The following is a 14,819-nucleotide window of genomic DNA, read 5'->3' on the forward strand; positions in this document are numbered from 1 at the left end:
CGCACTTTGCCGCGCCTGAACTGACGCAAGTCGCGGGTGTGGCCAGGGACCCGGCCATCGGAACTCGTAAAAGGACTGCCAGTGCACTCGACTACTCTCACCCACCAATCGCACAGCCGCACCGGGCATAACGCACAGTTGCGGGCATACCGCCAGGTCGTGCCCCCGGCGTTGCACCTGTCGGACTCCGCGGCGGCGTCGGTCTTCCGCGCCGTGCGGTTACGCGGCCCCGTGGGCCGCGACGTCATCGCCAGTGTCACCTCTTTGAGCATCGCCACGGTGAACCGTCAGGTCATCGCGTTGCTCGATGCCGGACTGCTCCGTGAACGCGCCGACCTGGCGGTTTCCGGGGCGATCGGACGCCCGAGGGTTCCGGTGGAGGTCAACCACGAGCCCTTCGTCACGCTCGGCATCCACATCGGCGCCCGCACCACGAGCATCGTGGCTACCGACCTGTTCGGCCGCACGCTGGACACGGTGGAGACCCCGACGCCGCTCAGCGCCGCGGGTCCCGCCCTGACGGCGCTGTCCCACAGCGCCAGCCGCTACCTGCGACGCTGGCACCGGCGGCGCGCGCTGTGGGCCGGCGTGGCGATCGGCGGCACCGTCGACAGCACAACCGGCCTGGTGGACCACCCCCGACTGGGTTGGCGGCAGGCTCCGGTCGGACCGGTGCTGGCCGACGCGCTGGGCTTGCCCGTTTCGGTGGCTTCGCACGTGGACGCGATGGCCGGGGCGGAACTGCTGCTGGGCATGCGGCGGTTCGCGCCCGGCACCTCGACCAGCTTGTACGTGTATGCGCGCGAGACCGTGGGCTATGCCCTGGTGATCGGCGGGCGGGTGCACTGCCCGGCCAGCGGGCCGGGCACCATCGCACCCCTGCCGGTGCAATCGGAGTTGCTCGGCGGGTCCGGGCAACTGGAATCCACCGTGAGTGACGAGGCCGTACTGGCGGCCGCCCGTCGGCTCCGGATCCTGCCCGGAGTGGCCCCCGCCACCCGTCCCGGTGCGTCGACGACCGCGATGACCGACCTGCTGCGAGTGGCACGGTCGGGCAACGAGCAGGCCAGAGAGCTGCTGTCGGAGCGGGCGCGGGTGCTCGGCGGGGCCGTCGCGCTGCTGCGCGACATGCTCAACCCAGACGAAGTAGTGGTCGGCGGCCAGGCGTTCACCGAGTATCCGGAAGGGATGGCGGACGTGGAGGCCGCCTTCGCCGAGCGTTCGGTGCTGGCTCCGCGCGACATCCGCGTCACCGCCTTCGGCAACCGCGTGCAGGAGGCCGGAGCCGGCATCGTGTCGCTGGACGGACTCTATGCCGACCCGTTGGGAGCGATGCGCCGATCGGGAGCACTGAGCGACCGCCTCGTCGACACCGAGCCCACTGCTATCGCCAAGTAGGGTTCTGACCTGCTCAGCCGTCGATCCAAGCCATGCGCCCGGGCTTACGCTGCGGGGCGTCCTGTAAAGATGACAGTGTGCGTTACGACGACGAGCCACGCCGGGTAGCCCTGCTCGCGGTACACACGTCGCCGCTGGCACAGCCCGGCACCGGTGATGCCGGCGGCATGAACGTCTATGTGCTGCAGAGCGCATTGCACCTGGCCAAGCGGGGCATCGAGGTGGAGATCTTCACCCGGGCCACCGCATCAGCCGACCCGCCGGTGGTGCGCGCCGCACCCGGCGTGCTGGTTCGCAACGTGGTCGCCGGGCCGTTCGAGGGCCTCGACAAGTACGACCTGCCGACGCAGTTGTGCGCCTTCGCCGCCGGGGTGCTGCGCGCCGAAGCCGCGCACGAGCCGGGTTACTACGACATCGTGCACTCCCACTACTGGCTGTCCGGGCAGGTCGGCTGGCTGGCCCGCGATCGGTGGGCGGTGCCGTTGGTGCATACCGCGCACACGCTGGCCGCGGTGAAGAACGCGGCGCTGGCCGACGGTGACACCGCGGAGCCGCCGTTGCGCACGGTCGGCGAGCAGCAGGTCGTCGACGAGGCGGACCGGCTCATCGTCAACACCGAAGACGAAGCGCGACAATTAATTTTGTTGCACCACGCGGATCCGGCCCGCATCGATGTAGTGCACCCCGGTGTGGATTTGGAGGTTTTCCGGCCGGGCGACCGGGCGGCCGCGCGGGCAAAGTTGGGGCTGGCGCCCGACGAGCCGGTGGTGGCCTTCGTCGGGCGCATCCAGCCGCTCAAGGCGCCCGACATCGTGCTGCGGGCGGCGGCGCGACTGCCGGGTGTGCGCATCGTCGTGGCCGGTGGCCCCTCCGGAAGCGGCCTGGCATCCCCGGACGGCCTGTCCCGGCTTGCCGGTGAACTCGGCATCGCCTCGCGGGTGACCTTCCTGCCGCCGCAGTCCCGCGAAGATCTGGCCACCTTGTTCCACGCCGCCGACCTGGTTGCGGTGCCGAGCTATTCGGAGTCGTTCGGCCTGGTCGCGGTGGAAGCACAGGCCTGCGGAACGCCGGTGGTGGCAGCTGCGGTGGGCGGGCTTCCGGTGGCGGTGCGCGACGGCATCACCGGCACGCTGGTCTCCGGGCACGAGGTCGGGCAGTGGGCCGACGCCATCGACCACCTGTTGCGGGTCAACGCCGGCCCCCAGGGCTGGGCGATGAGCCGGGCCGCGGCCCAGCATGCCGCCACGTTCTCCTGGGAGAACACCACCGACGCGCTGCTGACCAGCTACCGTCGCGCGATCGACGACTTCAGCGCCGGACGCCAGCGCCGGGTGCGTGACCTGGTCGCCAAGCGCAAGCCGAGGCGCTGGTCGGCCCGGCGGGGGGTGGGCGCGTGAGCGTGGAGCAGGTGATCGAGGATGCGCTGCGGGCCAGCGAGCTGAACTACTCCAAACACCCCGGCGCGCGCGGCGGGCTGGCGGGAATCATCGTCGAGCTGCCCGGCGAGCGCAGGCTCAAGACGAACACGATCCTGAGCGTCGGCGAGCATTCGGTGCGGGTCGAGGCGTTCGTGTGCCGCAAGCCCGACGAGAACCACGAGGGCGTGTACCGGTTCCTGCTCAAACGCAACCGCCGGCTTTACGGGGTCGCCTACACCCTGGACAAGGTCGGCGACATCTATCTCGTGGGGCGAATGTCGCTGGCCTCGGTCGACGCCGAGGAGATCGACCGCGTGCTGGGTCAGGTGCTCGAGGCGGTGGATTCGGACTTCAATACGTTGCTGGAGTTGGGTTTTCGCACTTCGATCCAGAAGGAATGGGAGTGGCGGGTCTCCCGCGGTGAGTCGCTGAAGAACCTGGAAGCGTTCGCGCACCTGATAGACGAAGACGACGAGACTGCGTGAGAGACTGGCCGGCATGGGAGACACTGCCACGCTGGTCCTGCTGCGCCACGGCGAGAGCGAATGGAACGCCCTCAATCTCTTCACCGGCTGGGTCGACGTCGGACTGACCGAGAAGGGCCGCGCCGAGGCGGTGCGCGGCGGTGAGCTGTTGGCCGAGCAGGGTCTGCTGCCTGACGTGCTCTACACCTCGTTGCTGCGGCGCGCGATCAGCACCGCCCATCTGGCCCTGGACGCCGCCGACCGGTTGTGGATTCCGGTGCACCGCAGCTGGCGACTCAACGAGCGCCACTACGGCGCCTTGCAGGGCCTGGACAAGGCGGAGACGAAGGAACGCTACGGCGAAGAGCAGTTCATGGCCTGGCGGCGCAGCTATGACACGCCGCCGCCGGCCATCGAGAAGGGCAGCGAGTTCAGCCAGGACGCCGACCCCCGGTACACCAACATCGACGGTGGCCCGCTCACCGAATGCCTGGCTGACGTGGTGGCGCGGTTCCTGCCGTACTACACCGACGTCATCGTCCCGGACCTGCGCACCGGGAAGACGGTGCTGATCGCGGCGCATGGCAACTCCCTGCGCGCGCTGGTGAAGTACCTGGACCAGATGTCCGACGACGACGTCGTGGGGCTGAACATTCCGACCGGCATTCCGCTGCGCTATGACCTGGACGCTGACCTGCGCCCGAAGGTCCCCGGCGGGACTTATCTGGACCCCGAGGCGGCTGCCGCGGGAGCCGCGGCCGTGGCCAGCCAGGGTGCGGCAAAAGGCTGATTGCGGCCCACGAAGGACCGTAGGCTGAACACCGCGTTAACGGCAGCGGAACACCTGTACCGCGGCGTGTGACTTGTCCGATTTTAGCCGCGCTCCGCTAGGGCAGCGTTCACCCGATTTGTAGGATTTTGTTGTGACTGTGTTCTCGGCACTGTTGCTGGCCGGGGTCTTATCCGGACTGGCACTGGCCGTAGGCATTGTGGTGGGCGCCCGGCTGTCGCGGCAGGCGGGCCAAAACCGCCAACGTGCCGCCACCGACTGGACGGGTATCACCGTCGCGCAGATGCTGCAACGAATCGTCGCCCTGATGCCCATGGGCGCCGCGGTCGTCGATACCCACCGTGACGTCGTCTATCTCAACGATCGCGCCAAGGAACTCGGCCTGGTGCGCGACCGGCAGCTTGACGACGCCGCCTGGAGGGCCGCGCAGGCGGCGCTGGCCGGCGACGATGTGGAGTTCGACCTGGCACCGGTCAAGCGTCCGGGTGGTAGGACCGGACTGTCGGTGCACGGCCATGCCCGGTTGCTGAGCGAGGACGACCGCCGGTTCGCCGTGGTCTTCGTCCACGACCAGTCCGACTTCGCGCGCATGGAGGCGACCAGGCGTGACTTCGTGGCCAATGTCAGCCACGAGCTCAAGACGCCCGTCGGCGCCATGACCCTGCTCGCCGAGGCCCTGTTGGCCTCCGCCGATGACACCGAGACGGTGCGGCGTTTCGCCGAAAAGGTGCTGATCGAAGCCAACCGGCTGGGCGACATGGTCGCCGAGCTGATCGAACTGTCGCGCCTGCAGGGCGCCGAGCGGTTGTCCAACGTGACCGACGTCGACGTCGACGTCGTCGTGTCGGAAGCGATTGCACGCCACAAGGTGGCGGCGGAAAACGCCAACATCGAGATACGTACCGACGCGCCCAGCGGTCTGCGGGTGCTCGGCGACCAGACACTGCTGGTGACGGCGCTGGCCAACCTGGTGTCCAACGCGATCGCCTATTCCCCGCGCGGGTCCCTGGTGTCGATCAGCCGGCGCCGGCGCGGCGACAACATCGAGATCGCGGTCACCGACCGGGGGATCGGCATCGCCCTGGAGGACCAGGAGCGGGTGTTCGAGCGCTTCTTCCGCGGTGACAAGGCGCGGTCGCGCGCCACCGGGGGCAGCGGGCTGGGCCTGGCCATCGTGAAGCACGTCGCGGCCAACCACGGCGGCAGTATCGGCGTGTGGAGCAAGCCGGGCACCGGATCGACGTTCACGTTGTCCATCCCGGCGTTCGGTTCGGCGTCTTCGCCGGATGACATCAACCAAGAACCTGAGCAATTGCTGGGCCGCGAAATCAGGCCCAGGCAACAACGAGAGGAAGAACTGAGTCGCTGATGACGAGCGTACTGATTGTGGAAGACGAGGAGTCGCTGGCCGATCCGCTGGCGTTTCTCCTGCGCAAGGAGGGCTTTGAGGCCACCGTGGTGACCGACGGCCCCTCGGCGCTGGCCGAGTTCGACCGGTCCGGCGCCGACATCGTGCTGCTGGATCTGATGCTGCCCGGCATGTCGGGAACCGACGTGTGCAAGCAGTTGCGTGCCCGCTCCGGCGTTCCGGTGATCATGGTCACCGCCCGGGACAGCGAGATCGACAAGGTCGTCGGCCTGGAGTTGGGCGCCGACGACTATGTGACCAAGCCGTATTCGGCCCGGGAGCTGATCGCCCGTATTCGGGCGGTGCTGCGCCGCGGCGGCGACGACGACTCCGAGATCAGCGACGGCGTTCTCGAGTCGGGTCCGGTGCGGATGGATGTCGAGCGGCACGTCGTCTCGGTGAACGGTGACGCAATCACGTTGCCGCTCAAGGAGTTCGACCTGCTCGAATATCTGATGCGCAACAGCGGGCGGGTGCTGACGCGGGGACAGCTGATCGATCGGGTCTGGGGTGCGGACTACGTCGGCGACACCAAGACGCTCGACGTCCACGTCAAGCGCCTGCGCTCCAAGATTGAGGCGGACCCGGCCAACCCGGTGCACCTGGTGACGGTGCGGGGGCTGGGTTACAAGCTGGAGGGTTAGCCCGCCGCGACCACCTCGTCGGCGACCGCGAGAGCCATGGCCATGATCGCGACCTGCGGGTTGACCTCCGGGCAGCTGGGCAGGATCGAAGCGTCGGCGACCCACACCCCGTCCACGCCGCGCAGGCGGCCGGCCGGATCGACGGGACATACCTGCTCGTCGCCGCCGGCGGCCGCCGTCCCGGTCGGGTGAAAGGCGGCCAGGTGCAGGCTCCGCGGGTTGGTGCGGGCCAGCACGTCCTGAAGTTCGGCCTCCGACTTCACCGTGGTCCCGCCGGGGAGACCGGTGAGCACCTCGACCGCACCGGCGGCGAACAACAACTTGCCCATGGCCGCCAGCGCGACCCGCAGCTTGGCGACGTCGGCCGGCGCGATGTCGTAGCGGACCACCGTCTCGCCGCGCACCGAATGCACCGACCCGACACCCTGATCGGCCACCATTGCGCCGAACGTCGCCACCTGCGGCGCCTGGTCGAGCCAGCGCAGCAACTCCGCGCCATAGCCCGGAAAAACCATCGACCCCATGCCCGGTGGCGTGGACGTCGCCTCGATCAGCACGCCGTCGGACTCGTGGAATTCGTGGACGGCCGCGCTCTGCAGCACGCCGCGCCACGCGTACACGTCCTCCTCGAACCGGCCCGCCAGGACCGAGGCCGGATGCAGCGCGAGGTTGCGGCCCAGTCGCGGATGCTGACCGATACCGCTGCGCCGCAACAACATCGGGGTCTCGGTCGCGCCGGCTGCGATGATCACCGTGCCGGCGAGGATGTCGATCGCGGTGCCGTCGGGCCGGCGGGCCCGGACGCCGCGGGCGCGACCGCCCTCCACCAGCACCCGCTGCACGCGTGCTTCGGAGATGATGCGCGCGCCGGCCGCGCACGCCTGCGGCAGTGCGTTGAGGTGCACCCCGAACTTGGCGTTGTGCGGGCAGCCGAGCGCGCATTGGCAACAGCCTTCGCAGCCCGGTGCGTTGCGCGGGATGGGTGCCGCCTGCCAGCCCAGCGAGCCGGCGGCGTCGAGCAGCAGATTGCCGTTGCGGCCCATCACATCCAGTGGCACCGGCGCGACCCGCAGTGTGCGCTCCACCTCGTCCAGGTGGGTTCGGAACCGGTCCGGGCCGGCGAAGTCCAGGCCGAATTCATCGCGCCAGCGGCGCTGCACGGCATCCGGCGGGCGGAAGCAGGTGCCCGAGTTCACGACTGTGGTGCCGCCGACGGCGCGGCCCATCGGCAGTACCACCGCCGGGCGGCCCAAGGCGACGGTCGCCCCGGCGCCCCGGTACAGACCGGCGTAGCGGTCGATGGGGTGGGTGGTGCGGAACTCCTGCACTGTCCACCGCCGCCCCTCCTCGAGCACGACGGTATCGAGGCCGGCCCGGGCCAGAGTTCGGGCTGCCATCGCGCCGCCGGCACCGGAGCCGACGATCACCACGTCCGTGGTGATCACCGAGGCGCTCTCGGACGACGGGGTGACGTCGAGTGCCGCGTCCGGGCGCACCACGTCTTCGTCCTGGGCGCGCGAAAGTAGTTCCGCCGCAAAGGTATCGGCGCCGTTAGCCAATAGGCCGATCACCTTCATGCCTTCGACGGCAACGCCGGCGTCGACGTTGAGTGCCGCGATGCGGCGCAGCACCTGTTCGCGTTCGGCCGGGCCGAGCCGCGCCAGGGGCCGGCCCGTGGTGAGGTAGCTCGCCGCGGCCAGGGAGACCATGCCGGCCCGCACCGCCATCCGCGCGGTGGCGGGCATCCGCTTCAGGTACCGGTCGACGCGTTGGGTGAACTCCGTCGCGGTCGGGCCGCCGTGCTCCGGCGGGAGCAGGGCGGTGCCGAAGGAGGCTATCGAGGACCGGCCGACGCGGTCGGTCAGCCGGCTCATGAGCGTGCGGCCACTCGCCGGCCGAGTGCCCGTCCGAGCTTGAGAAAGAACGGGTAGGTGGCGAAGATGCCGCCGGCCGCGGCGTGCGCGGGCCAGTCCAGCTCAGCGGTGTCGAGGGCGAAAGCGCCTGAGTTCCACATGAAGTCGCGGCCGTTCTGGGCGCGGAACGGCCGCCACAGGAAGCCCAGTCCGGGCACGTTGTTGTACAGGCCGAACGACCCGGCGAAGAAGACGCCCAGGACCGCGGCCTCGGCGACATCGCGGCGCTCGGGCGGCAGGCGCCGCTCGATGAGCAACCCGGAAGCGAACAACAGTGGGGGGTCGAGGGCGAAACTCATGACGGGGTCCTTTCATTGACGGGCGGGGCCTGCTGTCCGCGCAGGCCCACTTCGGTGTGTCCGGTGCCGGTCACCGACCAGCTGCGCTCGACAACCCTGGCGCCGCCGACCCGGCGGCTGATCTCGATGTGGACGTCGGCCTGTTCGGTGTTGGTGCACACGCACTTGCCGCCGTCGGGATCGGTGTATTCCAGGCTCACGCAACGCTCGTTCGGCTGGTCGACCCGGATCAACACCTCGCGCCGGCCGATGCGGCCTTCCATCTGCCAGTGCTGCAGACCGAGCGTCGTCCGCATCCGCAGTGACGGCAGAATCGTTGCGGGCCAGTCCTTTCCGTCGATCCGGAACCGGATGAACGCCAGTGGCGCGAGCCGGTTGAGGCCGGGCTTGTGCGATACCGCGGTGACCGCCTCCAGCACGTCGCCGTCACCGAGGTCGGCGTGGATCCAGCCCCATTGCTTGGCGTTGCCGTGCCCGTAGATGTGGGCGACGTTGCCGCGCCAACGGTCGACGGGGATCTTGGTGCCGTCGACGGTCAATGTGCCGGTGAAGTCGGCCGTGGGGGCCAGCACCACCTGGGCGCCGGGCAGCACTTCGCGTTCCCAGGCCAGGCGGGGAAATGTCCACAGCGGAGCGCCGGTGTCCTTCCAGGACAGGTCCCAGGTCAGCGACCGGGCGCTGCCGGTCAGCCGTTCGGGACCCGCCACTGCGCCGGCCGCGTCGAACCACGTTGTGCCGGTTGCCGGTTGGACGGGTTCGGGGCCGAAGCGCTCGGTCCGGGGCGATCCCTGGGCTGGAAACCAGGTGACCCAGCCGTGCTCATAGGGTTCGCCGTCCGTCGGCGCCACCGTCTCGCAGTGCACCCAGAGGCCCGCGCGCGTGACCGGGTCGGAGAGCGTGGCGTACCAGACCTCCAGGCGTCCCGGGGCGCCCCGCCAGCGTGGGGCCGCGGCCGATCGCATCTCGTCGTCCACTGCGTTACCTCCGTTGGGACATGCGCACGGGGTTGTGCCTGCTCAGTCGCCACCATACTATATTGGTTGAGCCAATGAACCAATCACTTCCGATACCGCCGCCCGACCGACAGCGCGTCGATGAGCAGATCGCCGCGTCGATCGCCGACGCCATCCTCGACGGCGTGTTCCCGCCGGGATCGACGCTGCCGCCCGAGCGGGAACTGGCCGATCAGCTCGGCGTCAACCGCACCTCACTGCGCCAGGGCCTGGCGCGCCTGCAGCAGATGGGGCTGATCGAGGTCCGGCAGGGCAGCGGCAGCGTGGTGCGTGATCCGGCGGGACTGACCCATCCGGCAGTGGTGGAAGCCCTGGTGCGCAAGTTGGGTCCGGAGTTCTTGGTCGAGTTGCTCGAGGTCCGGGCCGGATTGGGGCCGGTGATCGGCCGGCTGGCCGCGCAACGCGCTGAGCCGGAGGATCACGACGCGCTGGCGGCAGCGGTGGCCGAGTTGCGGGCCGCGGACACGGCGACCGCGCGGCAGGCGGCTGACCTGGCCTACTTCCACGTCCTCATTCACAGCACCCGCAACCGAGCGCTGGGTTTGCTCTACCGCTGGGTGGAAGACGCCTTCGGCGGCCGGGAACACGAACTAACCCGCGCCTACGACGACGCGGCTCCCGTGGTGGCCGACCTGCAAGCGATCACCGATGCGGTGGCCGCCGGCGATCCGGCGGCAGCCGCAGCAGCTGTCGAGGCATACCTGAACGCCAGCGCGATGCGAATGGTGCTCGCCTACACCAACGTGCGGGACGAGGGCACCAACGTGCGGGACGAGGGCACCAACGTGCGGGACGAGGGCTAGATCACTCGGCTGCCCGGGTGGCCGGATGCACCGCGACCAGTCCTAATTGGCTGCGGCGCTTGCACATTGCGGCCAGCTCGGCATAGGCCTTCTCGCCGAGCAGTTCGGCGAGTTCGTCGGCGAGGCTCTGCCAGACTTGCTGCGCGCCGACATGGGCGGCCGGGTCGCCGGTGCAGTACCAGTGCAGGTCCGCACCACCGGAACCCCAACCGCGGCGGTCGTACTCGGTGACGGTGGTCTTGAGGATCTCCGTGCCATCGGGCCGGGTCACCCAGTCCTGACTGCGCCGGATCGGCAACTGCCAGCACACATCGGGTTTCATCGTCAGCGGCGGCACCTCCAGCTTGAGGGCTTTGCTGTGCAGCGCGCAGCCGACGCCGCCGGGAAAACCGGGGCGGTTCAGGAAGATGCAGGCGTTCTTGTGTTTGCGGGTGCGGTACTGCGGCTCACCGTCGTTCTCGTCGAGTTCAAGGTAGCCCTTGCGGCTCAGGCCCTTGTCGCGAAACTGCCAGTCGTCCTTGGTCAGTTTCTGCACCGCGTCGTCCAGCCGGGCACGGTCGTCGTCGTCGGACAGGAACGCGCCGTGGGAGCAGCAGCCGTCGTCCGGGCGGCCGGCCACGGTGCCCTGGCACGCCGGGGTGCCGAACACACAGGTCCACCGGGACAGCAGCCAGGTCATATCGGCCGCGATGAGGTGTTCGGGATTGTCGGGGTCGTAGAACTCCACCCATTCGCGGGTGAAATCCATATCGACCTCTTGTCCGGGCCGCCAGTTCGCCACGGGTGCAACGTTAGTCCACGATTCCGGCGACCACCGGGACGCCGTCGGTGTCGTCGGCGGGGCGCTGCGCAGCGGGTCGCGATACGGGCGCGTCGTCATCCCGACTAGGTTGAATCCGTGCGATTGGGTGTGTTGGACGTGGGCAGTAACACCGTCCACTTGCTGGTGGTCGACGCGCACCGCGGTGGGCATCCGACCCCGATGAGCTCGACGAAGGCCACCCTGCGCCTGGCCGAGGCCACCGACAGCTCGGGCAAGATCACCAAGCGCGGTGCCGACAAGCTGGTTTCCACCATCGATGAGTTCGCCAAGATCGGCGTCAGCTCCGGCTGCGCCGAGTTGATGGCCTTCGCGACGTCCGCGGTCCGGGATGCCGAGAACTCCGACGACGTGCTGGCCCGGGTACGCAAGGAGACCGGTGTCGAGCTGCAGGTGCTGCGCGGGGTCGACGAGTCGCGGCTGACCTTTCTGGCGGTGCGGCGCTGGTTCGGATGGAGCGCCGGACGCATCGTCAACCTCGACATCGGTGGCGGCTCGCTGGAGGTGTCCAGCGGGGTGGACGAGGAGCCCGAGGTCGCGATGTCGCTGCCGCTGGGTGCGGGACGGTTGACCCGCGAGTGGCTGCCCGATGATCCGCCCGGTCGGCGCCGGGTCGCGATGCTGCGCGACTGGCTGGACGCCGAGCTGTCCGAGGCCGGCGCCACCGTCCTTGACGCCGGCGCGCCCGACCTCGCCGTGGCGACTTCCAAGACGTTCCGGTCGCTGGCACGCCTCACCGGCGCCGCCCCGTCGGCGGCCGGCCCGCGGGTGAAGCGAACGCTCACAGCAAACGGCCTCAGACAACTCATATCTTTCATCTCTAGGATGACGACCGCTGACCGGGCAGAACTGGAAGGAGTCAGCGCCGAGCGGGCGCCGCAGATCGTCGCGGGTGCCCTGGTGGCGGAGGCGAGCATGCGAGCGCTGTCTATAGAACAGGTGGACATCTGCCCGTGGGCGCTACGGGAGGGTCTCATCTTGCGCAAACTCGACTCCGAAGCCGACGGAACGGCACTCGTGGAAACCTCGGTGCGGGATGCTGGACGTCAGTTAGTTGATCGGAACTCGCCTAACCGATCGAGAGGCAAGCCATGACCGAACCAGACGCCGAGGACACCAAGCAGATCTCGGTGGCCGAACTGCTGGCCAGGAACGGGACCATCGGTGCTCCCGCGGTCACGCGCCGGCGCCGACGCCGGCGCGGTGACGACTCGGTTACCGTCGCCGAGCTGACGGGTGAGATCCCGATCATCCGCGACGACCGGCCCGCGCCGCCCCCGGTGGCGCCGCCCGCGCCGCCCCGGGTCGAGCGGGAAGTCCAGGCCGCCGAACCGGCCCCGCCGCCTGAACCCGTCATTCAAAAGATTCCCGAACCGGCTCCCGAACCCGCTCCCGAACCGGCCCCGAAACAGGGCACAGTCACCGCCGCGGAGCCCGAACGCAAGACCCCGTACTGGGCCGAGCCCGAGCCGCGCTGGCCCAGGTCGGAACCGATAACCACCCGCAGCACCGGGCCCGAGCGCAGCGAATACCCGCGGCCCGTGCGCCACCTGGACGAGGTCAGCGAGTCCGGCGGACAGCAGTCCGGCGCCGACAGCATGAGCCCGGATCCGGTGGGTCACTACACCGACGCCTCCGTCGACGTCCTCGACAGCGAGATCAGCGAGGTGGAAGAGCCGGTCGAGGACTCCGCCTACGTGCGTTCGTACCTGCAGGAGTCGGACGGCGGCGCCGAGCACACGCTGTTCGGCGGACAGTCGATCGCCGACGAGGTAGCGCGGCGGCGCAGCGAGCGCCCGCCGGTCGACGAGGACGACCTCGACTCCGATGTGCAAGCGCCGCAACGTCGCTCGGGAAGCACCGCGGCGGCACTGGGCCGTGCCGCGCTGACCGTGTTGCAGTCCATCCTGGCCGTCGCGTTCGGCGCCGGCCTGTTCATCGCCTTCGACCAGCTGTGGCGCTGGAACTCCATCGTGGCGCTGGTGCTCTCGGTGCTGGTGATCCTCGGCCTGGTGGTCGGCGTCCGGGTGGTCCGCAAGACCGAGGACATCGCCAGCACGTTGATCGCGGTTGCGGTGGGTGCGCTGATCACCCTCGGACCGATGGCCCTGCTGCAAACCGGATAGGCGCACCAGACCCCCAGTGCGCCCAGCAATCAAAGTCGGCTTGTCGACGGCCTCGGTATATCCCCTGCGAACCGAGGCCGCGTTCGAGTATGCGGCCCGACTCGGCTACGACGGCGTCGAGCTGATGGTCTGGGGTGAGGCGGTCAGCCAGGACATAGACGCCATCGGCCGGCTGTCCCGGCGCTACGGGGTGCCGGTGCTGTCCGTGCACGCGCCCTGCCTGCTGATCTCCCAGCGGGTGTGGGGCGCGAACCCGATCGTGAAGCTGGACCGCAGTGTGCGTGCCGCCGAACAGCTGGGTGCGCAGACCGTCGTCGTACACCCGCCGTTCCGGTGGCAGCGGCGCTATGCCGAGGGATTCGGCGAACAGGTCAAGGCCCTGGAAGAATCCGGCAGCGTCATGGTGGCCGTCGAAAACATGTTTCCGTTCCGCGCCGACCGGTTCTTCGGCAGCGATCAGAGCCGCGAGCGGATGCGCCGGCGCGGGGGCGGACCCGGCCCGGCGATCTCGGCGTTCGCGCCGTCCTACGACCCGCTGGACGGCAACCACGCGCACTACACGCTGGATCTTTCGCACACCTCCACCGCCGGCACCGACTCGTTGGAGATGGCGCGACGGATGGGGGCGGGGCTGACCCATCTGCACCTGTGTGACGGCAGCGGGTTGCCGGCCGATGAGCACCTGGTGCCCGGCCGCGGCACCCAGCCCACGGCCGAGGTGTGCCAGATGCTTGCCGCGAGTGATTTCACCGGTCATGTGGTCCTCGAAGTGTCCACCTCGGGAGCGCGGTCGGCCGCGGAGCGCGAAGCCATGCTGGTCGAGTCCCTGCAGTTCGCCCGAACCAACTTGTTGCGGTGATATGAGCGCACTGTTCACCGCGGCCATGGCGCTGCGCGAAGCCGGCTCGGGCCCCGATGGTCTGCTGTTCGAGGGTGCCCTGGACGAGCAGTGGACCATCGGGCCCAAGGTGCACGGTGGTGTCATGGTCGCGCTGTGCGCCAATGCCGCGCGGACCGCGTACGGCGGGGGCAACCTGCACCCGGTGGCGGTGTCCGCGAACTTCCTGTCGGCCCCCGATCCGGGCCCGGTGCAGCTGATCACCGCCGCACGCAAGCGCGGCCGCCGGATCACCGTGGCTGATGTGGAGCTGGTTCAGGGCGGGCGCACCGCGGTGCACGCCGTGGTGACACTGGGTGAGCCCGAACACCACCTGCCGGGTGAGAGCGAGCCGCTGCTGTCGGCGAACCCGGTGCTGGATCTGATGCCTCCCGAACCGCCGGACGATCTGGCGCCGATCGGGCCCGGCCACCGGCTGGCCGGGTTGGTGCATCTCGGCGCGGGCTGCGACATCCGCCCCGTGCTGTCGACGATGGAGCCGACCGGTGACGGGCGGCCGCCGCTGCTGCAGATGTGGGCGCGTCCGCGTGACGTAGCCCCCGACGGGCTGTTCGCGCTCATGTGCGGCGACCTGTCGGCACCCGTGACCTTCGCCGTGGACCGGACGGGCTGGGCTCCCACCGTTCAGCTCACCGCGCTGCTCCGGTCCCTGCCCGCCGACGGCTGGCTGCGCATCGTCGCCACCTGCCTCGAGATCGGGCACGACTGGTTCGACGAGGACCACATCGTCGTCGACCGGCTGGGCCGCCTGGTGGTGCAGGCCCGCCAACTGGCCCTCGTACCCCCCCGGCCGCCTGCCCGGTAACGCGGGGGCTGTGTCTGGAA

At 69.6% G+C, this 14,819-nt stretch carries 15 protein-coding genes; 11 read left to right on the forward strand and 4 right to left on the reverse strand.

The annotated features are described in order from the left end of the window. Positions 1 to 81: 81 nt before the first annotated feature. The 6 genes from C0J29_RS04480 (at position 82) to regX (ending at position 6,122) form a co-directional block, all read left to right on the forward strand. On the forward strand, positions 82 to 1,398 hold the full coding sequence (locus C0J29_RS04480) for an ROK family transcriptional regulator (protein ID WP_120791636.1): 1,317 nt from the start codon (positions 82 to 84) through the stop codon (positions 1,396 to 1,398). 77 nt (positions 1,399 to 1,475) lie between these two features. After that, positions 1,476 to 2,795, forward strand: a complete 1,320-nt coding sequence (mshA, locus tag C0J29_RS04485; RefSeq protein ID WP_420872770.1) for a D-inositol-3-phosphate glycosyltransferase — start codon at positions 1,476 to 1,478, stop codon at positions 2,793 to 2,795. After that, complete coding sequence (locus C0J29_RS04490) at positions 2,792 to 3,301, forward strand: type III secretion system chaperone family protein (RefSeq protein ID WP_174814818.1); 510 nt, start codon at positions 2,792 to 2,794, stop codon at positions 3,299 to 3,301. The genes mshA and C0J29_RS04490 overlap by 4 nt, the downstream gene beginning before the upstream one ends. 13 nt (positions 3,302 to 3,314) lie before the next feature. Continuing rightward, a complete protein-coding gene (locus C0J29_RS04495; RefSeq protein ID WP_120791638.1) occupies positions 3,315 to 4,070 on the forward strand; it encodes a phosphoglyceromutase in 756 nt (251 codons plus the stop codon). Between the two features lie 133 nt (positions 4,071 to 4,203). Beyond that, entirely contained in the window at positions 4,204 to 5,439 is a 1,236-nt protein-coding gene (locus C0J29_RS04500) for a sensor histidine kinase (RefSeq protein WP_120791639.1), read from the forward strand. Then, complete coding sequence (regX, locus tag C0J29_RS04505) at positions 5,439 to 6,122, forward strand: two-component sensory transduction protein RegX (protein ID WP_055578713.1); 684 nt, start codon at positions 5,439 to 5,441, stop codon at positions 6,120 to 6,122. The genes C0J29_RS04500 and regX overlap by 1 nt, the downstream gene beginning before the upstream one ends. On the opposite strand, the gene C0J29_RS04510 is transcribed toward regX, so the two are convergent. From C0J29_RS04510 to C0J29_RS04520, 3 genes are read right to left on the reverse strand one after another with little or no spacing between them, the layout of a single operon-like run. Further along, a complete protein-coding gene (locus tag C0J29_RS04510; protein ID WP_120791640.1) occupies positions 6,119 to 7,996 on the reverse strand; it encodes a GMC family oxidoreductase N-terminal domain-containing protein in 1,878 nt (625 codons plus the stop codon). The two genes, regX and C0J29_RS04510, sit on opposite strands and share 4 nt — an antisense overlap. Further along, positions 7,993 to 8,334: a hypothetical protein gene (locus C0J29_RS04515; RefSeq protein ID WP_065044550.1), complete on the reverse strand. Its 342-nt coding sequence runs from the start codon at positions 8,332 to 8,334 to the stop codon at positions 7,993 to 7,995. Before C0J29_RS04515 ends, C0J29_RS04510 begins: the two co-directional genes overlap by 4 nt. Further along, positions 8,331 to 9,308 (reverse strand): hypothetical protein, encoded by a 978-nt coding sequence (locus tag C0J29_RS04520; protein ID WP_197748184.1) that lies wholly within the window; start codon positions 9,306 to 9,308, stop codon positions 8,331 to 8,333. The genes C0J29_RS04515 and C0J29_RS04520 overlap by 4 nt, the downstream gene beginning before the upstream one ends. Before the next feature lie 74 nt (positions 9,309 to 9,382). Here C0J29_RS04520 and C0J29_RS04525 point away from each other — a divergent pair, with 74 nt between their 5' ends. Further along, positions 9,383 to 10,150: a FadR/GntR family transcriptional regulator gene (locus tag C0J29_RS04525; RefSeq protein ID WP_197748185.1), complete on the forward strand. Its 768-nt coding sequence runs from the start codon at positions 9,383 to 9,385 to the stop codon at positions 10,148 to 10,150. Between the two features lies 1 nt (position 10,151). Here C0J29_RS04525 and C0J29_RS04530 read toward each other — a convergent pair whose 3' ends face one another. Then, positions 10,152 to 10,898 (reverse strand): DUF3109 family protein, encoded by a 747-nt coding sequence (locus C0J29_RS04530; RefSeq protein ID WP_120791642.1) that lies wholly within the window; start codon positions 10,896 to 10,898, stop codon positions 10,152 to 10,154. Positions 10,899 to 11,048: 150 nt separating this feature from the next. Between C0J29_RS04530 and C0J29_RS04535 the strand changes: the two genes are divergently transcribed. The 4 genes from C0J29_RS04535 to C0J29_RS04550 are packed head-to-tail and all read left to right on the forward strand — an operon-like array spanning position 11,049 to position 14,799. Next, positions 11,049 to 12,065, forward strand: coding sequence for a Ppx/GppA family phosphatase (locus C0J29_RS04535; protein WP_065044554.1), 1,017 nt, complete (start codon positions 11,049 to 11,051; stop codon positions 12,063 to 12,065). Next, complete coding sequence (locus tag C0J29_RS04540) at positions 12,062 to 13,096, forward strand: hypothetical protein (protein WP_120791643.1); 1,035 nt, start codon at positions 12,062 to 12,064, stop codon at positions 13,094 to 13,096. Before C0J29_RS04535 ends, C0J29_RS04540 begins: the two co-directional genes overlap by 4 nt. A gap of 16 nt (positions 13,097 to 13,112) precedes the next feature. After that, positions 13,113 to 13,955 (forward strand): sugar phosphate isomerase/epimerase family protein, encoded by an 843-nt coding sequence (locus C0J29_RS04545; protein WP_065044556.1) that lies wholly within the window; start codon positions 13,113 to 13,115, stop codon positions 13,953 to 13,955. 1 nt (position 13,956) lies between these two features. Next, positions 13,957 to 14,799, forward strand: coding sequence for a thioesterase family protein (locus C0J29_RS04550; RefSeq protein ID WP_120791644.1), 843 nt, complete (start codon positions 13,957 to 13,959; stop codon positions 14,797 to 14,799). The last annotated feature ends 20 nt before the right edge of the window (positions 14,800 to 14,819 follow it).

The sequence above is a fragment of the Mycobacterium paragordonae genome (assembly GCF_003614435.1).
In the GTDB taxonomy this organism is placed as follows: Bacteria; Actinomycetota; Actinomycetes; order Mycobacteriales; family Mycobacteriaceae; genus Mycobacterium; species Mycobacterium paragordonae.